The organism is Neorhizobium phenanthreniclasticum (genome assembly GCF_040066075.1).
GTDB classification, from domain to species: domain Bacteria; phylum Pseudomonadota; class Alphaproteobacteria; order Rhizobiales; family Rhizobiaceae; genus Neorhizobium; species Neorhizobium petrolearium.
The window spans coordinates 117,830-140,283 of the sequence record NZ_JBEAAL010000006.1 but is presented as its reverse complement, the minus strand read 5'-3'; the positions used below and the strand labels follow the sequence as shown (position 1 = coordinate 140,283).

Here is a 22,454-nt window from a genome sequence, read left to right as displayed (position 1 = left end):
AGCGACGGGCGGGCGCCGGTGAGGCAACTCGGCTCACGGCAGCGGAGATATCAGATGTCGAAAATCATCCCTACCATCCGCGTCCAGGCGCAGGACTTCGACCTGCAAGCCGAAATCGATGCGCTGACTGCCGGCCGCAAGGATATCGGAGCCGTTGTCACGTTCACCGGCCTGTGCCGCGATGAACAGGGCGCGCTGTCGGCGCTGGAACTGGAACATTATCCCGGCATGGCGGAGGCAGAGATGCGCCGCATCGCCGAACTCGCCATCGAGCGCTTCTCGCTGCTTGACCTCACGGCCGTGCACCGCCACGGAAAGATCCTGCCGGGCGGGAATATCGTGCTTGTCGTCGCCGCAGCCCCGCATCGGCAGGCCGCCTTCGACGGGGCCAGCTTCATGATGGATTTCCTGAAAACCTCGGCCCCCTTCTGGAAAAAGGAGCATGGCGCCGACGGCGCGACGGGCGACTGGGTCGCCGCCAAGGATGCGGACGACAAGGCCCGCGACAAATGGCGGTGATGACGCGACCGGCCTCTGCTCGTCACCACAGACGGATCAAGCCTGGAAGCGTATCGAATATCTCATCGGCGGAGACGAGCGGGATGGAGGAATGCAAAGCCGTTGCCGCCAGGAGCCGATCAAAAGGATCGCGGTGCTCCCAAGCCATCATGGCACCCTGTAAACAGATTTGCGGCGCAAGCGTCGCCACCCTGCCGCCCTGCTCTTCGAGCAGCGCGGGCAATTCCTCCACATAGGGCGCTATCTCGGGCCATTTGCCGAGGCGGACCTTCTGGCCGATCTCGAAAAAGCTGACAGGGCTGACAAACACGGCGTCCGCTTCCAGAATCGCCCCAACCGCTCTCCCGGACAGGCGTTCGTCTCCGGTCAAGGACCAGGCCCAAGCATGGGTATCGAGCAAGATTGCAGTCAATTCTTGCCTTCCCACAGGCCCAATTCATCCTCCCCCATTGGCTCAAAGAAATCGGGACCGCCAGGCTTGATCTTGCCCTTCAGCAATCCGATCGTGAACCCGTGCTGCGGGATCGGTACGATCTTGGCAACAGGGACTTTTCCCTTCGCAATGATGACTTCCTCGCCGGCTTTCGCCAGCTCGATGAGCTTTGACAGATTGGTCTTGGCCGAATGGATTGTGACTTGCATGGGGATGTCCTAGCTAACTTAGCTAAATTTAGTCGTTTTGGCTTATAAAATCCAGCCTCGGCAAAGTCGAAATGACGGTGCCGTCTGCGGCAACGGGAAGCCGCTCACGGCACCACCCTCTCCCGCCGGCTCATGACCAGCACGGCAACCAGCGCCGAGACGATCACCAGATCGCGCCAGACGATCGGGCCGTAGCCGCTCCAGAGTGTCTCCGCAAAACCGATCACCGCGGCACCGGCCGCCGATCGCAACGGATTGGAATGGCCGCCTGCCGCTGCGATCAGCACCACTTTCAGCCCGAACAACAGGCCGGCGCCGAAATCCATCGTGCCGTAATGGGAGGTCGCAAGAACGCCGCAGATCGAGGCAAAGAGCGCTGCGGACACATAAGCCGTCACGAAGACGCGGGCGGAATTTGTGCCGGCAAGCTCCGCCGCAAGCGGATCGTCGGCAACGGCCCGCCAGATGCGCCCCCAACGGGTATGGGAAAGCACGAATGTGCCTGCGACGATCATGGCGAGCATGATCGCCACGTTGATGAGTTGGATGAGCGTCAGCGTCACGGGGAAACCGCCGCCCCGCCAGAAAACCACGACCCGGTTCAGGAAAGGCGGCAGCCAGAGTTCGCGTGTGTCGGAAGCGAGCCGCGCGCCCTCCATCAGCACCATGAGAACGCCGAGCGATGCGACGATCATCGCATTGGGAGAAACCTTTGCCAGCGGCCGCATCACCAACTGCCCGACCGTCGCGCCCGCCCCTACTCCGCCGATCAGCGCCACCATGGCTCCCATGGCCAGCGCCGCCGGCAGGATCAGCCAGAACCGGTCCCAGCCGATATGGGCAATGAGCAGATAGAGATGGCCGGAAAAGGCGAAGATCGCCCCATAGGTGATGTCGGCACGCTTCGTCACGGCAAAGGCGATCGCATAACCGAAGGCGAGCGCCGCATAAAGCGCCGCCAGCGGAATCGCATTCGCCAGTTGCTGCAACAGATAGGCCATGGACACTCCGGAAGCAGCTTCAAATATAACTGGCCAATCGCATTTTGCCAGTTATAATCTCAGGCATGAGCTTTTCCTGGACCCCGCATCGTTTCGTCGGAGGCGCGCTGGCGCTGGATGTCGCCAACAGCGTCATTATGCGCTTCGACCTCAAGCGCAGCATCGACCGTTTCGCGAAGCCCGAGCAGATGAATGCCTTTCCGAAGGCAGCCGAGGAATTTTCGGCCGAACGAGCACTGTTCGGCAAGCTCGCACCGGTGAAACCCCAAAATCACAAGCCTTTCCTGGCTCTGCGCGAGGCGATCGACCGTTATTTCCGCGCCCGCGTGCTCGGCGAAGAGGAACATACACTGCTTGCCGACTTCCTCGAAGCCACGGCCTCGATCCTGCGCCTTGCGGAGAAGGACTCGCTTGAGGCCGCTACCGCGCATTCCGCCCTTCGACTGCTCGCCGAGGAGGAAATGGCCCGGTTGAAAATCTGCGGCAATTGCGGCTGGCTGTTCATCGACCGCAGCAGGAACCGCAGCCGCACCTGGTGCGACATGGCCGTCTGCGGCAATCGCGTGAAAGCCAACCGCCACTATCACCGCAAGAAGAAGGAGGCCGCGACATGATGCGCCGGCTTGTTTTCTGCGCCCTTGCCGCGCTCCTGCTCACCGCCTGCCAGCGCGAGGCGGACGAACCGTTGGCCGAGCTTTCCGGGCGGGTGTTCATCTTCAACTACCGGGTGGCGGCGGCAAACTACGTCGTCACGCTCAGAAAGACAGCGCCCTTCCCTGAAAACAGTTATGCGGAAGCCGAGTTCGAAAACCCGCAGGGCGGTGCGGCGCTCGTGGTGCGGCAGAAGCTTTTCCCAGCCATGGAAAAGATCGTTCTCGAAAGCCCGGATCTCAAATGCGTCAGGAAGGACAAGCCCTATTCGGTGAAAATCCGCCTCGTCGGCGCGGACGACAGGCCATTGCAGACGATCGAGACGAGCATCACCTCCAACATGGACCAGACGGCAATGATGCCGGGCAAGCCGCTGGTGGTCGGACCGATCTACACGCCGAATCCGGAGGTTTTCAAGGCGGACGGCAGCGTCGACTATGACAAGCAAGCCAACTGTCCGGCATGAAATCCTGAAAGGGGAAGCAGCCCCTCACCCTAACCCACTCCCCGCATGCGGGGAGTGGGTCCCGGCAGGGAGATAAGGGGCAAAGAGCAAAAAGCCGAGGCGCGAGCCCCGGCTTTTCCTGTTCCATCGCTGACTGAAGCAATCAGCCGACGATTTCGGTTTCCGAGAACCAGTAGGCGATTTCCTGAGCGGCGGTTTCCGGCGCGTCGGAGCCGTGAACCGAGTTTTCGCCGATCGAAAGGGCGAAGGTCTTGCGGATCGTGCCTTCGGCGGCCTGGGCCGGGTTGGTGGCGCCCATGATCTCGCGGTTCTTGAGGATGGCGTTTTCGCCTTCCAGGACCTGAACGACGGTCGGGCCGGAGGTCATGCCTTCAACGAGTTCGCCGAAGAAGGGCCGTTCCTTGTGGACTGCGTAAAAACCCTCTGCTTCGCGCTTGCTCATCCAGACGCGCTTGGATGCTACGACATGCAGGCCGTTGTCCTCAAAGACCTTGGTGATGGCGCCCGTCAGGTTGCGCTTGGTGGCATCCGGCTTGATCATCGAAAACGTGCGTTCAATCGCCATTGTTCTATCCTTCATCTCCAACGGAAAGTGGGCGGTGTTTACCCGCCCCTTTCACTGGAAACAAGGGGGTTCCGGCAATTTCACGCGGCTGTCACATGCCGCCCGACGCCATCATGGAGGTCCAGGCAGCGTTCGAACCACTGCCCGACCGGATCGTCGTCGGCAAATACCTTGGCGCCGGTGGTAACCCTCATCCACTGTAGCGCGCCGAAGAGGATGTAGTCGGCAAACAGCGGGCCGTCACCACCGATAAACTCCTGATATTTCAGCGTCTGACGCACGGGTTCCAGCTTTGCGGCGAAGGCGGCGATCGCCTCGTCGCGGCCCGCTCTCATCTCCTCCAGCGTCCTGCCGAGGAAGGCCTCCCGGCTCTTGCGGAAATAGATCCGGTCGGTCTCATCAAGCATGTCATGGATGTCGGCGACGGCAATATTGGTGACGGCAGGATGGATGATGGTCTGGGAGAAGCGCTCGACGAAACGGGAAAGCGCCTTGCCGCCTTCGCCGCCGAACAGCGTCGGCCGGTTGGGATAGGTCTCCTCCAGGTAAAGCGCGATGTCGAAACTGTCGCGGATCAGTTCGTTGCCGTCCCTCAGGATCGGCACGGTCTTCGAAAAGCCGTTCTCCAGCGCCGGTATCTCCGTGAAGGGCGTCGGCTTCTCGATGAAGTCCAGCCCCTTGTGGCGAAGCGCCAGCACGACCTTCCAGCAATGGGGCGAGAATGGGCGGCTCTCGTCGGCGCCGCAGAGGGAATAGAGGATACGGGTCATGTCAGGCTCCTGATCTTCGGTCGCAAATAGTGAAGGCAAACGGGCCGTCAAATCCAGTCAGGAAATTTCATGGATCCCATCACGCGGCAACCATACCGGCCGCGCCGTCCACTCTCTTTTAACCCTGTCATCGAGCCGCGGCGCCGTTTTCAGGAGATATTAAATGGAGATCACGCATGAGTTTTCGCGGATATCGAATAAATCCGATCGAGCGCGGGAGCGAGATATGGCGGGTGAAGTCAGCAAGGCAGCGAGGGACGGAAGCCTGCAGGCGGTGGTAAGCCGCATGGCGAAGCTGGATGTCGGCGGTCTGCCGCGCAATTACGAGCTTTTCCACGAAGCGCTTTCCGGCGCCGATGCGACGCTTTCCCGCGAATTGCTGTCGCTCCCCTCCTCGCCGTCCCAAGCGCTGCTTGATGAGATCGGCCTCAGATACCAGTTGCCGGGCTTCATCGCGCTTGCGCCATCCACCTCCCGCGATCAGGAAATCAGGCTTCTTCGGGATCTGAAGGAAAAGATGGCGAGCGGCGTGACGCAGAAGCAAGGCTTCACACGTGTCCTCGAAGCCGTCGCCCGCAGCCTTCGCGAAGACAGCGATGCAGGCCCAGGAGATATTCTTGCCGAAATCGAATACCTGAGCGTCTCCCTGTCGGATGCGGTGGTGGCCGAAACGGAACTGGAGGCCGCGCTCAAGGCAGGCATAGACCGCCTTGCCGGCGCCAGCCAGAAAGCTGCAGCCGCCCGCGCCATCACGCTGACGGACCGGCTGACCTCGCTGCCGAACCATGCCGCATTCGCCGAACGTCTCGAGGCTCTCTATGCTTCCCCGGCCGACGACCACGGCATGGCACTCTTCCTGATCACGATCCCCGATCTTCCGGACATCAGCCGGACCTATGGCGAAGCAGCGGCCGGCCGGATTGTCAGAAAGGCTGCCACGACCTTCCGCAGGGCGATCAAGAAGAACGATTTCGTCGCGCGCATCGGCAGCGGCGATTTCGCCTTCCTGCTCCGCAACGTGAGCCGCGACAGCGTGCAACCGATCGCCGAGCGTCTGATGACCACGATCGCCGACAACCTGGTCTTTGCCGCCTCCGACCGAACAGCGGCCACGCTCGAGCTTTCAATCGGCGTTGCCCTGGCGCAGGACGCGTTCTCGCCGCAACAATTGCGCCTGCAGGCAACGGCTGCTCTGCAGACAGCGAAGGCCAACGGCCGGCCGGCCGTTTTCGTCCCCGACCAGGCCAGACGTTAGCTTCGCGTCGAAATCGGAGCGGCGGGTGCCTGCACCCGTCTTGCCTTCGCGGCCGGTTTCGGCCAAAACGCCGGCCATGATTACGATCACCGAACTCTCCGCCCGCGTGGCCGGGCGCCTTCTCCTCGATCATGCCAGCGTAACGCTTCCGGCGGGCGCGAAGGCCGGGCTCGTGGGCCGCAACGGCGCGGGCAAATCGACGCTCTTCCGGGTGATCACCGGTGATCTCGCGGCCGAAAGCGGATCTGTGAGCATCCCGAAGAACGCCCGCATCGGCCAGGTGGCGCAGGAAGCGCCCGGCACCGAGGAGTCGCTGATCTCGATCGTGCTTTCCGCCGACAAGGAGCGCACCGCCCTTCTGCAGGAGGCAGAGACCGCAACCGACCCGCATCGCATCGCCGAGATCCAGATGCGGCTTGTCGATATCGACGCCCATTCGGCGGAAGCGCGCGCGGCGAGCATCCTCTCCGGCCTCGGCTTCGACCATGAGGCCCAGCACCGTCCCGCCTCTTCGTTCTCAGGCGGATGGCGCATGCGCGTGGCGCTCGCGGCGGTGCTTTTCGCCGAACCGGACCTGCTGCTGCTCGACGAACCGACCAACTATCTCGACCTCGAAGGCACCATGTGGCTGGAGGACTATGTGCGGCGTTACCCGCATACGGTCATCATCATCAGCCACGATCGCGACCTTTTGAACAACGCCGTCAACTCGATCGTCCATCTCGACCAGAAGAAGCTCACTTTCTACCGCGGCGGCTACGACCAGTTCGAACGGCAGAAGGCGGAAGCCGACGAGTTGCAGATGAAGGCGAAGGCCAAGAGCGACGCGGCGCGGAAACATATCCAGAGCTATATCGACCGCTTCCGCTACAAGGCCTCCAAGGCCCGTCAGGCGCAGAGCCGGATCAAGGCGCTGGAGCGGATGGGCACGGTCTCGGCTGTCATCGAAGATCACGTCCAGCCGATCACCTTTCCCGAGCCGGAGAAACAGCCTGCCTCGCCGATCGTCGCGATCAGCAAGGGTGCGGTCGGCTATGTTCCCGGCAAGCCGATCCTGAAGAACATCACGCTCAGGATCGACAATGACGACCGCATCGCGCTGCTCGGCTCGAACGGCAACGGTAAATCGACCTTCGCGAAACTCATCTCCGGCCGCCTTCAGGCAGACGGAGGCGAGATGAAGCTGGCTCCTGGCCTGAAGATCGGCTTCTTCGCCCAGCATCAGCTCGACGACCTGATCCCCAATGAGACGCCCGTCGATCATGTCCGCCGGCTGATGCCGCAGGCGGGAGAAGCGCAGGTACGCGCCCGCGTTGCCCAGATGGGGCTTGCTACCGAAAAGATGGCGACCGCGGCGAAAGACCTGTCCGGCGGCGAGAAGGCGCGCCTGCTGATGGGGCTTGCCGCCTTCCACGCGCCGAATCTGCTGATCCTCGACGAACCGACCAACCACCTCGATATCGACAGCCGCCGGGCGCTGATCGAGGCGCTTAACGATTATGATGGCGCCGTCATCCTGATTTCGCACGACCGACACCTGATCGAAGCGACGGTCGATCGCCTCTGGCTGGTCAACGAGGGCACGGTGAAACCTTTCGAGGGCGACCTTGAGGAATATCGCGACCTGATCGTCTCGGCCGGCCGCAGGAAGGATGACAAGCCGCAGGCTGCCGATGAGCCCGCCTCGAAATCGGATCAGCGCAAGGCGAATGCCGAAAAGCGCGCCTCGCTCGCGCCGCTCAAGAAAAAGATCAATGAAATCGAGGCCTTGACCGCGAAGCTGGAGAAGCAGATTCAGGCTCTTGATAAAGAGCTTGCAGATCCGGCGCTCTACGACAAGGCTCCCGCCAAGGCTGCGCAGAAGGCCAAGGAGCGCGGCGAAGCGGCGTCAAAGCTCTCGGCTGCAGAAGAAGAATGGCTGATGCTTTCTTCCGAATACGAAGATGCGATGGCGGGCTGAGCGCCGCCTCATCAAAACCTGCACCGCTCAACCCGGAATGACGATCGCAGCGGTTGCCCATCGCGCTTCTGGACCATACGTATGGCTTCCTGACTGGAGACCCGCCATGGACCTTTTCCTTGAAACCGATGACGATCCGAAGACACTTGCCTTTGTGGCGGAGCTGAACAAGGCTTCCGACGAGCAGTTGCAGACACCGGAATTCGAGAAGGACCGCGACATCGTCAAGGCGATGTTCGAACGCGAGGACCGGCTGATCGTGCCCAGCCGGCGCGGCAGTTGGCTCTTCGACTATCATCGCACCAAAGACAATCCGCTCGGCATCTGGCGTCGGCTCCCGGCGGATCAGGAGCCGCGTTCAGACGCTGACTGGGAAACGGTCTTCGACCTCGATGCCTTCTGCAGGCAAGAGGGCAAACGCTGGATCTATTACGGCGCGATCACCTGTCCGTTCGAGCCAACGCTGGTGCTGCTCATTCTCTCGGACGGTGGCTCCGATCTTTTGCGGCTCATCGAATTCGACACGGCGGCCAGGGCGATTGTCGAAGGCGGCTTCGATACGCCCGCCGCGCGCGCCCATGCAAGCTGGCTGAGCCGCGACGAGATCGCCTATTTCGGTTCGGTTGACGAGAACTCCGCCACCCGCTCGGGTTGGCCGCGGGTCGGTCGCCGATTGAGGCGTGGGCAGAATCCCCAGGATGCACCTGTCTATTTCGAGGCCGGCAAAGACGACGTCTACGGGTCGGCCTTCTCCATCGATCCCCTCTTTTGGCGCGGCAAGCCGGGCGAGCGGCCAATAGAAGTCTTCTTCATTGGCCACGAGATCGGCAAGGTGAGCGTGCATCTGCGTGACGGCAAGGGCGAGATCCGCCGCCTCGACCTGCCGACCGAGATCGACTACTCGATCAATCACAGCCATATCCTCTGGCGCGTCAAGACGGACGAGCGTTTCCCGACCGGCAGCCTTATCCTGCAGGGCATTGCGCCGTTCTCGGACAATTTGCTCGGGGAACCGCGCGTGCTGTTCACGCCGAGAGACGGGCAATCGATCGCCCAGATGGCGCTACTCAAGACATGGGCCCTCTTCATCGTCAGCGACCGGATGGTCCCGAAGTTTTACCTGTTCGATCTGACCAAGGCGGATGCCGAACCGGAGGAGTTGCCGCTGCCGCCCGAATTGCAGACCGTGAACTTCCGGTTGCTCGATGCGGACCTGACGCTTGGTGAAGAAGTGCTGACCGTCATCGGCCAGGGTTTTCTCCTGCCCTACAGCACCTACCGCCTGGACCTGACCGGGCGAAGCCGAAAGCCGGAACTCGTTCTGACCGGCACAGCGCCGGCCTATTTCGATGCCGAAGGCATGCGCACCGAACTCCTGGAAGCCACGTCGGAAGACGGGACGAAAGTGCCCTATCACATCGCTTTCCCCAAGACCTGGACCAAGGGCGAACTGCCCGTGCTGATGTATGGCTATGGCGGCTTTGCCTCGCCCCTCGCGCCCTACTATTCGGGCAATAACGGCCTATGGCTGGAACATGGCGGCGCCTATGTGCAGGCCTATATACGCGGCGGCGGAGAACTCGGGCCTGACTGGCACCACGTCGCCAAGGGCCGCGGTCGTCACAAGGCATTCGAGGATTTCGTGGCGGTCGCCCGAGATCTCGTCAGGCGGGGCTACACCAAACCGTCGCGCATCGCTTGCACCGGCGGCAGCAATGGCGGCCTGCTGACGGCCGTTATGCTGACGCGATACCCAGAGGATTTCGGCGCTGTCTGGACCCGCGTGCCCGTAATCGACATGTCGCGCTTCCACGTCTTCCCCGCCGGCAAAGCCTGGATGGACGAGTACGGCAATCCCGACGTCGAAGCCGATCTTGAATACATGCTCGGCTATTCGCCGCTGCACCAGGTGAAGCCGACCGCCGAGATCAGCTATCCACCGGTCTATATCGAAAGCTCATCCAATGACGACCGGGTCCATCCCTCCCACGCCCGCCGCTTCGCCAGGCGGCTGATCGAGGCGGGACATACACCGCTGTTCCATGAATATGGTTCCGGCGGACATGGCGGCGCGGGTGATTCCTCGGAGCAAGCCGCCCGCCTGGCGATGGGCTACAGCTTTCTGCGCCAGACGATCATGAGCGGCTGACCGGAACGGCGACCGCGCGACGTGAGCACGGACCGTATCAAGCCTTCTTGACCCAGCGCCCTTCCTCCGACTGCTGCCAGTAGGTGAGCGTATGCCCCTCGCCCTTCAGCTTCTTCCATTGGGCGCGGGCATTTTCGAGTTGCGCGGCGTCGTAGCCGTCGAACATGAAGACGATCCGTTGATAGGTTTCGACCAACGGCGGCTCGGCGCCGTCGACCAGGAAACGCACGTTGGCGCCATTGCCGTTTTCCGCTTCGGCGGTCAAAAGCACCGGCTGGGCCTCGGCCATCGGCGCCGTATCCGTGCCATGCGGCAGAAAGCTGTCCTCGCGAAAGGTCCAGAGATGCGCGTCGAGAAAATCCCGCCGCGCCTCTCCGCTCGTCTGCACAACCACCTTCCAGCCTCTCTCGACACTCTTTTCGAGCAGCGCCGGAAGAGCGTCCTCGAGCTTGGACTCGGTCAGATGGTAAAACAGGATTTCAGTCATCAGCCTTCGTAGTGCGCCCGCACCAGTTCGTCCAGAAGGCGCACGCCGTAACCCGAGCCCCAGGACTGGTTGATCTCGTTTGCCGGCGAATTCATCGCCGTGCCGGCGATATCGAGATGCGCCCAGGGGGTCTCGCCGACGAAGCGCTTCAGGAGCTGCGCCGCGGTGATCGACCCGGCCTGGCGGCCGCCCGTGTTTTTCATGTCGGCGAACTTCGAATCGATCAGCTTGTCGTAATCCTTGCCGAGCGGCATGCGCCACAGCTTTTCGCCCGTCACTTCGCCGACAGCGCTGAGCTGGCCCGCCAGCGCGTCATCGTTCGAGAAGAGCCCGGCATGCAGGTTGCCGAGCGCCACGACGATCGCGCCCGTCAGCGTCGCAAGATTGATCATGAAGCGCGGCTTGAAGCGGTCGTTGCAGTACCAGAGCGCATCGGCAAGCACGAGACGGCCCTCTGCATCCGTATTGATGATCTCGATCGTCTGGCCGGACATCGTGGTGACGATGTCGCCCGGGCGCTGTGCATTGCCGTCCGGCATGTTCTCAACGAGACCGAGAATGCCGACCGCGTTGACCTTCGCCTTGCGGGCGGCGAGCGTGTGCATGAGGCCGATCACGGCAGCCGCGCCGCCCATGTCGCCCTTCATGTCCTCCATGCCGGCGCCGGGTTTGATGGAAATACCGCCGGTATCGAAGACGACGCCCTTGCCGACAAAGGCGACCGGCGCGTCCTTCGTCTTGCCGCCCTTCCATTGCATGATCGCAAGCCGCGGAGGCCGCGCCGAGCCCTGGGCGACGCCGAGCAGCGCGCCCATGCCGAGCTTCTTCATCTCCTTCTCGGTCAGGATCTCCACATCGACGCCGAGCTTTTCCAGATCCCTGGCCCTGTCGGCGAATTCGACCGGGCCGAGCGCGTTCGGCGGCAGATTGACGAGTTCGCGCGCCAGGGTGACCCCGCCGGCGATCGCTTCCGATTCGGCGAAGGCCTTCTTGGCGGCCGCATGCTCGCCGGTGACGATCGTTACCTTCACCGTCTTCGGCGCCTTGTCTTCGTCATCTTGCTTCTTCGTCTTGAAAGCATCGAAACTGTAGCTGCGCAGCAGCATGCCGAGCGCAAGGCCTGCCACCTGTTCGCCGCCGACCTGCAAACCGGGGGCATCCGCAAAAATGGTCACCTTGGACATCGATTTGACCGCGGCGACGGCAACGCCACCCGCCTTCAGCCAGTCATAAGCCGTCAAGGCATCCGCCTTGCCGAGGCCCAGCACGACGAGCCGGTCGGCCGGCGAGCCCTGCGGCGCGATGATGTCTAGTGTCGTCATCGCCTTGCCGGAGAATTTTCCAATCTCCGCCGCCCTTGCGACGATGCCGGCCGGATCGACGTCGGCAGCACCTGCCGCCGGTCCATCGCCGGCAAGTTTGAGCTGGATGGCAAGTCCACCGTCGATCTTGGCGGACTTGGCGAAGGAGATATCGAATTTCACGGACATTGCGGCTCCAGAAGACTCTCGAAGAAGGAGCCGAGATCATCACCGTTTCAGCGCGAACGCAAGGTGGCGATCCGCTTCCGCCTTCACAGGCGCGAGAACGTTTCATGGCGATTCGTATGCGAGCATCAAAAACCTTTCACATTCGCATGCGAAACGAAGAAATAGAATCACCCGATTTCATTCCGATCAATGTTGTACTAAGTTCCGCGCGGGGGCCCTTATCGGAAATCAACAATTCGGCACAACCAGCTGTTCAAGAAATTCTAGCCATGACCGTCAGACAGTTCCTTTCGAGACCTTCAGGCTGGTTTATCGTGCTCTTCGGGGCTTGGTGGTCGCTGCTGGCAATCTTCTATCTGTTTCCACAGATCGATATCTGGGTCGCGCACGCCTTCTTCATCAAATCCGTTTGCGGCGGCTTGGACATCCAAGGCCAGATCTGCGGCAGCTTTCCCTACGGTACGCAGGCCGTATTCATCGTCATCCGGCGCATATTCTTTTACCTGCCTGCGCTCGTTGCGATCTATCTGCTCTATCGCCTGCTCGCCAATCTTCAGCACCATGGCACCACATATTGCAGACGCAAGACACGCGATTACTCGATCGCCCTGACCGGCTTCCTGCTTGGCCCGCTCGTGGTGGTCAACATGATCCTGAAGGAGATATCAGACCGGCCGCGCCCCTATCAAACCGATTTCTTCGGCGGCAGGCACGTCTTCATGCCGGCCGGAGACTTCCAGGGTGCCTGCGCCAACAACTGTTCCTTCGTTTCCGGCGAGGCCGCCGGCGCCGGATGGCTGGCCTGCCTGGTCGTGCTGATACCGAAGCCGTTGCGCCCGATTCTAGGACCGCCGCTCATCACCATCTCACTGATCTCGCCGGCGCTCCGCGTCGCCTTCGGCGGCCATTATTTCTCGGATGTCACGCTCGGCTGGCTGTCCTCGCTGGTCATCTATGCCTGCGTGGCAGCGTGTTTCGAAATGTCACAACGCGAAAGAAAACGAGAGCTTCAAACAAATTTGTGACACCACCCCTGTCGCAAACCCGCTCTGGATCGCTTAGATAGGCGCGGCTGCCATCAGTGGTGTGACGAGGTCATCACCCGGGTGGTGCAACGTAACATGTCTAGGCCTCGATGAAGCTTCTCGAACGCTACATACTGCGCCGGATTTTCCAGATGTTCCTGGTGACGCTCGTTCCCGTGCTCACCATCATCTGGACCATCCAGGTGCTCGGACGCATCAATCTGGTCACCGACACCGGCCAGTCGATGGGCTCGTTCGCGACGCTTGCCACCTATATCCTGCCGACCATCATTCCCGTCGTCGTGCCTTTCGCGCTCGTCATCGGCATCACCCAGACGCTGACGGCAATGAACAACGATTCGGAACTGCCGGTCATAGATGCGGCAGGAGCCTCTCGCGACATCATCTACCGGCCGGTGCTGATGCTCGGAATCGTGCTCAGCCTGTTCTCCTTCCTGGTGACGAACTTCGTCGAGCCGCCCTCGCGTGTGGCAGCCCGCCAGATGGTCGCTGCGGCTTACGCCGACCTGCTTTCGTCGGTGATCGAGGAAAAGACCTTCCGCAGCATCGAGGACGGGCTTTACGTCCAGATTTCGGAGCGCCATTCCGGCCGTGTTCTCAAGGGCCTGTTCGTGGTGGACTATCGCGACCCGAACTTCGACCTTATCTACTATGCCCGTGAAGGATCGATCGACGAAAACGGCACGACGCTCACCATGCGCGACGGCGAAGTGCATCGCAAATCCGCCGACGGGCGCGTTTCGATCATCAAATTCGTCTCCTATGCCTTCGATCTTTCGGCCATGGCGAAGTCGGAAGGCGGACTGCCGCAATATTCCGCCGATCGCAGCCTTGCCTTCCTGCTCAATCCGGATCCGAACGACCCGCTCTACCAGAAATCGCCCGCTTCCTTCCGTGGAGAGCTGCATCGCCGCCTCTCGGATTGGCTATACCCGATCACCTTCGCGCTTCTGTCGCTGGTCGCCGCGGGCAGCACGCGCTCGCACCGCCAGGCGCGGGTGCATCCGATGGTCCATGCGCTCTTCCTTGCCTTCTTCATCCGGTGGCTGGGTTTCTCCGCAACCAATTTCGTGGAGCGTCATCCGCTTTATGCTCCCCTTCCCTACATGGTTCCGCTGATCAGTTCCCTGATCGCCATCTACATGCTGGCCACCAACCGACAATTTGCGATTCCCGGCATCCTCGCCCGTGGCATCTCGCACCTCACGGGCAACCTGCAACGCCGCTTCGCTTCCCGCACCCCGGATGGAGGCGCGGCATGATCTTCTCGACGCTGGGGCGGTATTTCTTCCGCCGCTATATCGCGACTGCGCTCTGGTTCCTGCTCGGCGTCAGCGCCATCATCTTCCTTGCGGATTTCAGCGAAACGAGCCGCCGCATGTCCGGCTTCGTAGGCTATACGGTCTATAGCGGCCTCCTGATGACCGCGATGCGCGTGCCGCTCATCCTGCAGCAGACCATCCCGACACTCAGCCTCTTCATCGGCATGACAGTGCTGATCGCGCTCAACCGGCGCTACGAACTGGTGGTGACCCGGGCTGCCGGCATCTCGGTCTGGCAGTTCATAGCGCCCTTCATCGCCGGCGCCTTCCTGATCGGCCTTGCCACGCTTCTCATCATCAATCCGCTCGCCGCCTGGGGCCAGCGCGAATCGATCTCGATGGAGGCGAGTTGGCGCGAGGCGAGCAACCGTTCCCGTGCCTCAAAATTCGTTCCGTGGATCCGTCAGATCAGCGGCGACGAGGATACGATCATCGGCGCCAAGAGCTATCAGGAGGAAGGAACATTCCTCATCGACGTCGTCGTGTTCCACTTCGACAAGGATGGCCGCGTCATCATGCGGCAGGACGCCAAGACCGCAAAATTGGAAAATGGTTACTGGCTTCTTAACGACGTTCTGGAAAACCGGCCTGGAGAAATCCCCGCCCGTCGCGAGACTGCACAGGTTCGCACCAACTTGAGGCAGGAATATATCCAGGAGAGCCTGGCGCAGCCGGAAACCGTTGCGTTCTTTGATCTTTCCAGAAAAATCGAGGTGAGCAAATCCTTCGGCATATCCACCAAGGCGCTCGAGACGCAGTATCACTCCCTGCTCTCCATGCCGATCCTGCTCATGGCGATGACTCTCATTGCTGCAACAGTCTCATTAAAATTCAGCCGGTTCGCCCAGTCCCGCTCCATGATTCTGGGTGGAATAGTTTCCGGCTTCGTGCTTTATGTCGTAACCGTGCTTGTGAAGGCATTTGGGAGCAGCGGGGCGATTCCTCCCTTCGTGGCAGTCTGGGTTCCAGTCATCGTCGCGACGGCGTTGGGGATGACTATTCTGCTTCACCAGGAGGATGGCTAGTGGCGGCAAGTGACCGCAAAAACATAAGACGGCTCGCCGCCGCCCTGCTGACAGGTGTGTCTTTATGCGTTCTCGGCGTATCGGCAACGACTGTGCATGCACAGAGTCTGGTTCCTGCGCCCGCGGATGACGCCAAGCTTCTCCTGCGTGCCAATGAACTCATCTACAATCAGGATGCCCAGCAGGTCACCGCCTCCGGTGGCGTGCAGATGTATTACAACCGTTACCGCATGGTGGCGCAGCGCGTTCAGTACGACCAGAAGACCGGCCGCGTCATGGCGACCGGCAATATCGAGCTGGTCGAGTCCGGCGGAAACCGCGTCTATGCGGACGCGCTCGATGTGACGGACGATTTCGGCGAAGGCTTCATCAATGCGCTCCGCGTCGAGACGACCGACAATACCCGTCTTGCGGCCGAAAGCGCCGAACGCCAGCCCGGCGACCTGATGGTCTTGAACAATTCGGTCTATACCGCGTGCCTTCCCTGTACCCGGACGCCCGGCAAGGCGCCGCTCTGGCAGGTCAAGGCCGAACGGGTCGTCCGCAACGGCCAGACCCACACGATTCGCCTCGAGAACGCACAGTTCGAACTTTTTGGTTTGCCGATCGGCAGGTTGCCCTTCGCCATCGAGGTGCCGGACGAAACGGTCGAGCGCAAGTCCGGCCTCCTCTTCCCGCAATTTTCCGCGAGCGACAATCTCGGCTTCGGCGTGACGGTGCCTTACTATCACGTCTTTTCGCCGAGCATGGACGCCACGCTCAGCCCGACCTACTATTCCAACCAGGGCTTGCTGCTCCAGGGTGAGATCCGCAACAAGTTCGAGAGCGGCGACCATACTTTCCGCTTCGCCGGAATCCATCAGCAGAATCCGGACGCCTTCGACCTCGGCAGCAGCGACGCACAGGCGGAAAACCGTTTCATGGCCGCCTCGAAAGGCGAATTTCAGATCAATCCCCGCTGGACCTTCGGCTGGGATGTCATGGTCCAGAGCGACAACAATTTTTCGCGTACCTACGATCTTACGGGTGTCAAGGCCGACACGTTCACCAACGACGTCTACCTGACGGGACTCGGTACCCGGAACTATTTCGACCTGCACGCCTATTACTTCGACGTGCAGGACGACGCATCGCTCAGTACGGTCGAACAACAGCAGGCGATCGTCTACCCGTCGCTCGACTACAGCTATTACGCTCCGGAGCCGATCCTGGGCGGCGAGTTCTCCATCACCGCCAACCTCACCAATCTGTCCCGCCGCGAGGACGATTGGTATACCGAAGGCACGACCGACCGCTTTCCGGGCCTCGAAGGCAGCTACAGCCGCTTCACCGTCGAGACCGAATGGAAGCGCACCTTCAACACGTTCAACGGCCTCCTGCTGACGCCGATTCTGGCCGCGCGGGCAGACGGACTGCGCCACACTGCATCGAACGTTCCGGGCGGCATCTATCTCGGCGACCTCGAGTCGGAAGGCAGCGATGGCCGCTACATGGTCACAGCCGGCCTCGAAGCCCGCTATCCGATCCTGATGACTTACGGCGAGAGCAGCCATATCATCGAACCGATCACGCAGATTTTCGTGCGCCCCGACGAACAGATGGCCGGAGGCCTGCCAAACGAAGATGCCCAGAGCTTCGTCTTCGACGCGACCACCCTCTTCGAACGCGACAAGTTCTCCGGCTTCGATCGGATCGAAGGCGGCACGCGCGCCAATGTCGGCATTCGTTACACCGGGTTGTTTGCGAACGGCATCGGCGTGAGAAGCATTTTCGGTCAATCCTATCATCTCGGCGGACAGAATTCCTTTGCCACCGAGGACCTCGTGCACGCGGGCGCCAATTCCGGCCTGGAAACCGACGTTTCCGACTATGTTGCCATGGCAGCCGTCGACCTGCCGCAGGGCTTCACGATCGGCGTCAACACCCGGTTCGACGAGAAGACCTTCGCAGTCAAACGCACCGATGCTTCGCTCAGCTACACGATGCCTCGCCTGCAGGGGACGCTCGTCTACACGCAGGTCGATCCGCAGCCGGAATATGGTTCCGACGAAGCGAACGACGTGCTCAAGCAGTCGATGAGATTCCGCATCAACGAGAATTGGGCGATCGCCGGCACGGCGACCTGGGATCTCGCCGACAAGGAGATCATCAAGCGCGGGATAGGCGTCAGCTATGCGGACGAGTGCACGATCTTCACGCTCGCCTATACGGACAAGCCGTCGGACACGGCGGCCAACGACTGGACCGTCAGCGCCCGCCTCAGCTTCCGCACGCTTGGCGACATCAATATCGGCTCGAACACTGCCGATTACGACCAGGATTACCAGTACCAGTAACCCGTCGTGAATACGAAAACCCCGGGTCCGGACTGATCGGCGTCATCGTTTCGCCGCAAGAATTGTGCAAGCGGGCGCAAATATAGTATGAGAACGAGGCCGGTCGGGCAGAGTGCCGACCGGGGCGGGAAAGGAATTGGTATCATGTTTGCAATGACCGCAACGCGCAGGCTGGCGCTGGCCGTGGCCGTACTGGCCGCCTCCGTCGTCGTTCAGCCGGTCGTCCAACAGGCCCAGGCCGCCAGCGAGATTGCAGCGGTCGTCAATAGAACGCCGATCACCAGCACCGATGTCGCTCGCCGCGCAGCCTTCCTTCGGCTGCAGCGCCAGAAGGCCGACACCAAGACGGCCCGGGAGGCGATGGTCGAGGAAATCCTGAAGCGCCAGGAGGTCGCCCGGATGAGAATGTCGGTCAGCACCGACGACGTCGACAAGGCCTTCGAGCGCTTCGCCGCCAGCAACAAGATGAACGCGCAGCAGATGGGCCAGATCCTTGATCGGGCCGGCGTCGGGGTGGAGCATTTCAAGAACTACATCGCCGTGCAGATGAGCTGGCCGCGCCTTGTCAACGCCCGTTATGGCAGCGGCCGCGGCCGCATGTCGAGCCAGGAACTCGTCACGCGCATGATGGAGAACAAGGAAAAGCCGGTGACGACGGAATATTTCCTGAAGCAGATCATCTTCGTCGTGCCGCCGGCCAAGCGCAACGCCATCCTCGGCAAACGCCAGAAGGAAGCCAACGCCTCCCGCTCCAAGTTCCCGGGCTGTGAACAGTCCAAGCAGTTCGCAGCAACGATGCTGGACGTTTCCGTTCGCGATCTCGGCCGCATCCTCGCCCCCGAACTGCCGGCGGAATGGAAGCCACTGGTCGAGAAGGCTTCCGGCGGAACCACGGCTACTCGCGTCACCGAGCGCGGTGTCGAGTTCCTCGCCATCTGCAACCAGCGCCAGGTTTCCGACGACTTCGCGGCTGAAGTGGTCTTCCGAGCCGAAGACCTCACCAAGGCGCAGAAGGAAGGGCAGAACCCTAACGACAAGAAGTATCTCGACGAACTGCGCGGCAAGGCGCAGATCGAATACCGCTGACAACCGGAGTGCCCATGCCGCTTGATCGTCCGCTCGACCGCCCTTTGGCGCTGACCCAGGGCGATCCCGCCGGCATCGGCCCCGACATCACGCTTGCCGCCTGGGTTTCGCGCGAACGGCACAGCCTGCCGCCATTCCTTTTCCTCGGCGATCCGGCGGTCCTGAAATCGCGCGCCGCGCTGCTTGGCCTCGACGTGCCGATCCGGGAAGCGGATACCGAGAGAGCCATCTCCATCTTTCAGGATGCGCTCCCCGTCCTGCCCATCCCGGCCGGCGCGGAGGTTGCAGCCGGCGAACCGCATGTGGCGACTGCAAAAGGCACGATCGACGCGATCGAAAAGGCGGTATCCCTCTGCTTCGAAGGCAAGGCTGCCGGCACCGTCACCAATCCGATCGCCAAGTCGATCCTCTATCAGGCAGGGTTCGGTTTCCCGGGACACACGGAGTTCCTGGCCGATCTTGCCGAAAAAGCGACCGGTAAAAAAACGATGCCGGTGATGATGCTGGCCGGGCCGAAGCTCAGGGCCATTCCAGTCACGATCCACATCCCGATCAAGGACGTGCCGACGGTGCTCACCCAGACGCTGATCGAAGAGACCTGCCGGATCGCCGATCACGATCTCAGGACACGCTTCGGCATAGAGAGGCCGCGGCTTGCCGTCGCGGGGCTCAACCCGCATGCGGGCGAGGACGGAGCGATCGGGCGCGAGGACCAGGAGGTCATCCATCCGGCGGTCTTCAAGCTGCGCGCCGAGGGCATCCACGTCTTCGGGCCGCTGCCGGCCGACACCATGTTCCACGACGAGGCGCGCGCCCGTTACGACGTGGCGATCTGCATGTATCACGACCAGGCGCTCATCCCGGCCAAGGCGCTCGGCTTCGACACGTCCGTCAACGTGACGCTCGGACTGCCCTTCATCCGCACCTCACCGGATCACGGCACCGCCTTCGGCATTGCCGGCCAGGGCATTGCCCGCGAGACCAGCCTTGTCGAGGCGCTCAAGCTCGCCGGTGATCTCGCTTCGAAAGCCTCCGCCTGATGGCTACACTCGATGGCCTGCCGCCGCTGCGTGACGTCATCCAGCGTTACGGGCTCGACGCCAGGAAGGCGCTCGGCCAGAATTTTCTGTTCGACCTCAACCTCACCCAGAAGATCGCCCGCAGCGCCGGACCGCTCGACGGCGTCACCGTCTTCGAGGTCGGCCCCGGCCCCGGCGGGCTGACCCGCGCGATCCTGTCGCTCGGCGCGAAGAAGGTCATCGCGATCGAGCGTGACAGCCGCTGTCTGCCGGCACTCGCCGAGATCGGCGACCACTATCCCGGCCGGCTGGAGGTCATCGAAGGCGACGCGCTGAAGACCGATTTCGCGGCGCTCGCGCCCGAAGGGCCGGTGAAGATCATCGCCAACCTGCCCTACAATGTCGGCACACAGCTTCTCCTCAACTGGCTGCTTCCGGAAAACGGGCAATGGCCGCCCTTCTGGGAAAGTCTGACGCTGATGTTCCAGAGGGAAGTGGGGCTCAGGATCGTCGCCGACGAGGACGACGACCACTACGGTCGCCTCGGCGTGCTCGCCGGCTGGCGGACGGAGGCGCGCATGGTCTTCGACGTGCCGCCGCAGGCATTTAGCCCGCCACCGAAGGTGACATCGACCGTCGTACATCTGACGCCAAGGCAGAATCCTCTGCCCTGCGACGTGGGCAAGCTGGAACGGGTGACGCAAGCCGCCTTCGGCCAGCGGCGGAAAATGCTGCGCCAGAGCCTTAAACCGCTCGGCGGCGAGTCCCTGCTCGTCAAGGCGGGCATCGACCCGTCGAGACGGGCGGAAACATTATCCGTGGAAGAGTTCGTGCGGCTGGCGAATTGCCTCTGAGGCCACGACTTCGTAGCTTACCGCCAAGCCACCCGCCAGCGGCGGATGGCTTCGGCGTGTCACGGAGTTCGCCGGTATTCCGCTTCCGGCCAGCAGGCTAACGCATCGGCTTGAGATGCTTGAAGCGGCCAAAGTTACGAAGGGATATTGGGCAAGGGAAATGATCACTGAAATCGAAGACTTCTTTACGAAGGGATGCGGACGCTGCGAACGCTTTGCGACACCGGATTGCTCGACGCGGCAATGGGCCCATGGACTGAGTGAACTTCGCCGGATCTGTCTCAGTTCAGGCCTCGTCGAGACGGTGAAATGGGGGCATCCGTGTTACATGCATGAAGGTCGCAATATCGTGATCTTCGGTGCCTTCCGCGGCGATTTTCGCCTCAGTTTCTTTAACGCAGCGCTGATGAAAGACCCCGAAGGCGTGCTTGAAAAACAGGGGCCGAATACCCGGCACCCCGACATGATCCGCTTTGTCGACAACGCACAGGTGGCGAAGATGGAGCCGGTCATCCTGTCCTATCTGAACGAGGCGATGGGCTATGCGGAGGCGGGCATCAAACCGCCAAAAGAACAAGGCGATATCGAACTGCCTGACGAACTGGTCGAGGCTCTGGATTCCGATCCCGAACTTGCAGAGGCCTTTCACAACCTGACGCCGGGGCGGCAGAAAAGCTATGCGATCAATCTCAGCTCGGTGAAGAAGTCCGAAACGCGAATTTCGCGCATTGCCAAATTCCGCAATCACATCCTTGCAGGAAAGGGTGCGATGGAGCGGTGAGCCGAAATTTCCAATGGCGGCAAGCAAGCCGCGCGGCCGGTCAATCCGCCGGCCAGCCTCCTGCCTCCGGGGGATACAGGCAGGCGATGTGTTTCAGGTCGGCGTGGCCTGTATCCGGTTTGCGTTCGGTCTGCGCAGGTTGAAAAGGTTGCCGGCAAGAATCAATCCAGCACCGATTGCGGTAAGGCCGTCGATCGCCTCGGCATACAACAGATAGCCCAATAGCGCCGACAACGGCACACGCAGATAATCCATCGGCATCGCCACTGTCGCTTCAGCGTGGGTCAATGCTTTGGCCATGCAAAAATGCGCGAACGTACCTGAAAACGCGATCAGAAAGATCCACGGCCAGATTGCTGCGGATGGCCATACCCAGACTTCCAGCGCCGGGATAAATCCGACGACTGATTGAATGATGAGCATCCAGAAGATGATCTTCGTTGGGCTGTCCGAAAGCGTCAGGATCTTGGTGGCAATGAAGGATATCGCGAATACAAAGGCTGCTCCCAGCACGATCAGATGGCCTGGGTTGAGCGGTGCAGCACCCGGTCGCACGATCAATACGACGCCACCCAGCCCAAACAGAATAGCGACGCCCTTGCGCCAGGTCAGCTTCTCGCCAAGGAACGCTGCAGCCATCAAAGCTGCCCAGATCGGCGCGGTAAACTCAATGGCGATGACTTGCGCCATCGGGATCATTGTCAACCCCATCAGCCACGCGAATTGGCCGATGTAGTGGGCAACGTTGCGGCCAATATGACTTGGCAGGATGCTGGTTCGCATGGCCCTGAAGCCACCTTCGCGATAGACGAGCGGCAACAGCATGAAAAAGGCGATGATGGAGCGCATCTCCATGACCTGGAAAACATCGACTTCACGCGTTATGGCACGACCCGAAACGGCCATGAGCAGAAGGAGTGCGATGGAGGCCATCATCCATGCGGCCGCCTTCATGGTTGAAGGACTATTTTCCACGTATGATCTTCTTTCAGGCGCGCATCATGGGCGGCGGCAGCCAGCCCTCAATCAA

22 protein-coding genes are annotated in these 22,454 nt (G+C 61.4%); 14 read left to right on the top strand and 8 right to left on the bottom strand.

The annotated features are described in order from the left end of the window. The first annotated feature begins 54 nt into the window (after positions 1 to 54). Positions 55 to 519: a molybdenum cofactor biosynthesis protein MoaE gene (locus ABK249_RS10715; RefSeq protein WP_227702380.1), complete on the top strand. Its 465-nt coding sequence runs from the start codon at positions 55 to 57 to the stop codon at positions 517 to 519. Between the two features lie 22 nt (positions 520 to 541). On the opposite strand, the gene ABK249_RS10710 is transcribed toward ABK249_RS10715, so the two are convergent. The 3 genes from ABK249_RS10710 to ABK249_RS10700 form a co-directional block, all read right to left on the bottom strand. After that, the gene (locus ABK249_RS10710) at positions 542 to 931 is read right to left on the bottom strand and encodes a type II toxin-antitoxin system VapC family toxin (RefSeq protein ID WP_227702379.1); all 390 of its coding nucleotides are present in this window, start codon (positions 929 to 931) and stop codon (positions 542 to 544) included. Then, positions 928 to 1,161, bottom strand: a complete 234-nt coding sequence (locus ABK249_RS10705) for a type II toxin-antitoxin system Phd/YefM family antitoxin (RefSeq protein WP_227702378.1) — start codon at positions 1,159 to 1,161, stop codon at positions 928 to 930. The genes ABK249_RS10710 and ABK249_RS10705 overlap by 4 nt, the downstream gene beginning before the upstream one ends. A gap of 104 nt (positions 1,162 to 1,265) precedes the next feature. Beyond that, the gene (locus ABK249_RS10700) at positions 1,266 to 2,162 is read right to left on the bottom strand and encodes a branched-chain amino acid ABC transporter permease (protein WP_037150567.1); all 897 of its coding nucleotides are present in this window, start codon (positions 2,160 to 2,162) and stop codon (positions 1,266 to 1,268) included. Between the two features lie 65 nt (positions 2,163 to 2,227). Here ABK249_RS10700 and ABK249_RS10695 point away from each other — a divergent pair, with 65 nt between their 5' ends. Together ABK249_RS10695 and ABK249_RS10690 are read left to right on the top strand one after the other, a co-directional pair. Beyond that, complete coding sequence (locus ABK249_RS10695) at positions 2,228 to 2,776, top strand: CGNR zinc finger domain-containing protein (RefSeq protein WP_037150565.1); 549 nt, start codon at positions 2,228 to 2,230, stop codon at positions 2,774 to 2,776. Beyond that, entirely contained in the window at positions 2,773 to 3,279 is a 507-nt protein-coding gene (locus tag ABK249_RS10690; RefSeq protein WP_407720880.1) for a hypothetical protein, read from the top strand. The genes ABK249_RS10695 and ABK249_RS10690 overlap by 4 nt, the downstream gene beginning before the upstream one ends. A gap of 142 nt (positions 3,280 to 3,421) precedes the next feature. Here the strand turns inward: ABK249_RS10690 and ndk are convergent, their stop codons facing one another. Both ndk and ABK249_RS10680 read right to left on the bottom strand, forming a co-directional pair. Then, a complete protein-coding gene (gene ndk / locus ABK249_RS10685) occupies positions 3,422 to 3,844 on the bottom strand; it encodes a nucleoside-diphosphate kinase (RefSeq protein WP_037150562.1) in 423 nt (140 codons plus the stop codon). Positions 3,845 to 3,924: 80 nt separating this feature from the next. After that, on the bottom strand, positions 3,925 to 4,614 hold the full coding sequence (locus tag ABK249_RS10680) for a glutathione S-transferase family protein (protein WP_037150560.1): 690 nt from the start codon (positions 4,612 to 4,614) through the stop codon (positions 3,925 to 3,927). A 226-nt stretch (positions 4,615 to 4,840) separates the two neighbouring features. Between ABK249_RS10680 and ABK249_RS10675 the strand changes: the two genes are divergently transcribed. The 3 genes from ABK249_RS10675 to ABK249_RS10665 all read left to right on the top strand — a co-directional run bounded on the left by ABK249_RS10675 (position 4,841) and on the right by ABK249_RS10665 (position 9,978). Continuing rightward, positions 4,841 to 5,869, top strand: coding sequence for a GGDEF domain-containing protein (locus ABK249_RS10675; protein WP_348862843.1), 1,029 nt, complete (start codon positions 4,841 to 4,843; stop codon positions 5,867 to 5,869). Positions 5,870 to 5,945: 76 nt separating this feature from the next. After that, entirely contained in the window at positions 5,946 to 7,829 is a 1,884-nt protein-coding gene (locus ABK249_RS10670; RefSeq protein ID WP_348862891.1) for an ABC-F family ATP-binding cassette domain-containing protein, read from the top strand. Positions 7,830 to 7,935: 106 nt separating this feature from the next. Beyond that, positions 7,936 to 9,978, top strand: a complete 2,043-nt coding sequence (locus ABK249_RS10665; protein ID WP_348862842.1) for a prolyl oligopeptidase family serine peptidase — start codon at positions 7,936 to 7,938, stop codon at positions 9,976 to 9,978. A gap of 37 nt (positions 9,979 to 10,015) precedes the next feature. On the opposite strand, the gene ABK249_RS10660 is transcribed toward ABK249_RS10665, so the two are convergent. Continuing rightward, positions 10,016 to 10,465, bottom strand: a complete 450-nt coding sequence (locus ABK249_RS10660; RefSeq protein ID WP_037150556.1) for a DNA polymerase III subunit chi — start codon at positions 10,463 to 10,465, stop codon at positions 10,016 to 10,018. After that, entirely contained in the window at positions 10,465 to 11,955 is a 1,491-nt protein-coding gene (locus tag ABK249_RS10655) for a leucyl aminopeptidase (RefSeq protein ID WP_348862841.1), read from the bottom strand. Before ABK249_RS10655 ends, ABK249_RS10660 begins: the two co-directional genes overlap by 1 nt. A 104-nt stretch (positions 11,956 to 12,059) precedes the next feature. On the opposite strand from ABK249_RS10655, the gene ABK249_RS10650 reads away from it, so the two are divergent. The 8 genes from ABK249_RS10650 to ABK249_RS10615 all read left to right on the top strand — a co-directional run bounded on the left by ABK249_RS10650 (position 12,060) and on the right by ABK249_RS10615 (position 21,424). Continuing rightward, a complete protein-coding gene (locus ABK249_RS10650) occupies positions 12,060 to 12,980 on the top strand; it encodes a phosphatase PAP2 family protein (RefSeq protein WP_348862840.1) in 921 nt (306 codons plus the stop codon). 110 nt (positions 12,981 to 13,090) lie between these two features. Then, complete coding sequence (lptF, locus tag ABK249_RS10645; protein ID WP_037150552.1) at positions 13,091 to 14,263, top strand: LPS export ABC transporter permease LptF; 1,173 nt, start codon at positions 13,091 to 13,093, stop codon at positions 14,261 to 14,263. Beyond that, positions 14,260 to 15,348, top strand: a complete 1,089-nt coding sequence (gene lptG, locus ABK249_RS10640) for an LPS export ABC transporter permease LptG (protein ID WP_037150549.1) — start codon at positions 14,260 to 14,262, stop codon at positions 15,346 to 15,348. Before lptF ends, lptG begins: the two co-directional genes overlap by 4 nt. Beyond that, positions 15,348 to 17,684 (top strand): LPS-assembly protein LptD, encoded by a 2,337-nt coding sequence (locus tag ABK249_RS10635; protein ID WP_348862837.1) that lies wholly within the window; start codon positions 15,348 to 15,350, stop codon positions 17,682 to 17,684. Before lptG ends, ABK249_RS10635 begins: the two co-directional genes overlap by 1 nt. 144 nt (positions 17,685 to 17,828) lie before the next feature. Next, entirely contained in the window at positions 17,829 to 18,770 is a 942-nt protein-coding gene (locus ABK249_RS10630; protein WP_152601115.1) for a SurA N-terminal domain-containing protein, read from the top strand. 14 nt (positions 18,771 to 18,784) lie between these two features. After that, entirely contained in the window at positions 18,785 to 19,810 is a 1,026-nt protein-coding gene (gene pdxA, locus ABK249_RS10625; protein WP_037150544.1) for a 4-hydroxythreonine-4-phosphate dehydrogenase PdxA, read from the top strand. Next, the gene (gene rsmA, locus ABK249_RS10620) at positions 19,810 to 20,643 is read left to right on the top strand and encodes a 16S rRNA (adenine(1518)-N(6)/adenine(1519)-N(6))-dimethyltransferase RsmA (protein WP_227702368.1); all 834 of its coding nucleotides are present in this window, start codon (positions 19,810 to 19,812) and stop codon (positions 20,641 to 20,643) included. The genes pdxA and rsmA overlap by 1 nt, the downstream gene beginning before the upstream one ends. Before the next feature lie 160 nt (positions 20,644 to 20,803). Beyond that, positions 20,804 to 21,424 carry a YdeI/OmpD-associated family protein gene (locus ABK249_RS10615; protein ID WP_227702367.1) on the top strand — a complete coding sequence of 207 codons (621 nt, stop codon included), beginning with the start codon at positions 20,804 to 20,806 and terminating at the stop codon, positions 21,422 to 21,424. 93 nt (positions 21,425 to 21,517) lie between these two features. On the opposite strand, the gene ABK249_RS10610 is transcribed toward ABK249_RS10615, so the two are convergent. Continuing rightward, complete coding sequence (locus ABK249_RS10610) at positions 21,518 to 22,378, bottom strand: DMT family transporter (protein WP_348862836.1); 861 nt, start codon at positions 22,376 to 22,378, stop codon at positions 21,518 to 21,520. Positions 22,379 to 22,454: the final 76 nt, after the last annotated feature.

Excerpts from the sequence above, each read along its gene's own strand:
- ABK249_RS10705 (WP_227702378.1), bottom strand. The coding sequence starts at position 1,161 with ATGCAAGTCACAATCCATTCGGCCAAGACCAATCTGTCAAAGCTCATC.
- ABK249_RS10615 (WP_227702367.1), top strand. The coding sequence starts at position 20,804 with ATGATCACTGAAATCGAAGACTTCTTTACGAAGGGATGCGGACGCTGC.
- ABK249_RS10665 (WP_348862842.1), top strand. The coding sequence starts at position 7,936 with ATGGACCTTTTCCTTGAAACCGATGACGATCCGAAGACACTTGCCTTT.
- ABK249_RS10650 (WP_348862840.1), top strand. The coding sequence starts at position 12,060 with ATGGCGATTCGTATGCGAGCATCAAAAACCTTTCACATTCGCATGCGA.
- lptG (WP_037150549.1), top strand. The coding sequence starts at position 14,260 with ATGATCTTCTCGACGCTGGGGCGGTATTTCTTCCGCCGCTATATCGCG.
- lptF (WP_037150552.1), top strand. The coding sequence starts at position 13,091 with ATGAAGCTTCTCGAACGCTACATACTGCGCCGGATTTTCCAGATGTTC.
- ABK249_RS10700 (WP_037150567.1), bottom strand. The coding sequence starts at position 2,162 with ATGGCCTATCTGTTGCAGCAACTGGCGAATGCGATTCCGCTGGCGGCG.
- ABK249_RS10695 (WP_037150565.1), top strand. The coding sequence starts at position 2,228 with ATGAGCTTTTCCTGGACCCCGCATCGTTTCGTCGGAGGCGCGCTGGCG.
- ndk (WP_037150562.1), bottom strand. The coding sequence starts at position 3,844 with ATGGCGATTGAACGCACGTTTTCGATGATCAAGCCGGATGCCACCAAG.
- rsmA (WP_227702368.1), top strand. The coding sequence starts at position 19,810 with ATGGCTACACTCGATGGCCTGCCGCCGCTGCGTGACGTCATCCAGCGT.
- ABK249_RS10655 (WP_348862841.1), bottom strand. The coding sequence starts at position 11,955 with ATGTCCGTGAAATTCGATATCTCCTTCGCCAAGTCCGCCAAGATCGAC.
- ABK249_RS10610 (WP_348862836.1), bottom strand. The coding sequence starts at position 22,378 with ATGAAGGCGGCCGCATGGATGATGGCCTCCATCGCACTCCTTCTGCTC.
- ABK249_RS10670 (WP_348862891.1), top strand. The coding sequence starts at position 5,946 with ATGATTACGATCACCGAACTCTCCGCCCGCGTGGCCGGGCGCCTTCTC.
- ABK249_RS10690 (WP_407720880.1), top strand. The coding sequence starts at position 2,773 with ATGATGCGCCGGCTTGTTTTCTGCGCCCTTGCCGCGCTCCTGCTCACC.
- ABK249_RS10680 (WP_037150560.1), bottom strand. The coding sequence starts at position 4,614 with ATGACCCGTATCCTCTATTCCCTCTGCGGCGCCGACGAGAGCCGCCCA.
- ABK249_RS10630 (WP_152601115.1), top strand. The coding sequence starts at position 17,829 with ATGTTTGCAATGACCGCAACGCGCAGGCTGGCGCTGGCCGTGGCCGTA.
- ABK249_RS10675 (WP_348862843.1), top strand. The coding sequence starts at position 4,841 with ATGGCGGGTGAAGTCAGCAAGGCAGCGAGGGACGGAAGCCTGCAGGCG.
- pdxA (WP_037150544.1), top strand. The coding sequence starts at position 18,785 with ATGCCGCTTGATCGTCCGCTCGACCGCCCTTTGGCGCTGACCCAGGGC.
- ABK249_RS10660 (WP_037150556.1), bottom strand. The coding sequence starts at position 10,465 with ATGACTGAAATCCTGTTTTACCATCTGACCGAGTCCAAGCTCGAGGAC.
- ABK249_RS10715 (WP_227702380.1), top strand. The coding sequence starts at position 55 with ATGTCGAAAATCATCCCTACCATCCGCGTCCAGGCGCAGGACTTCGAC.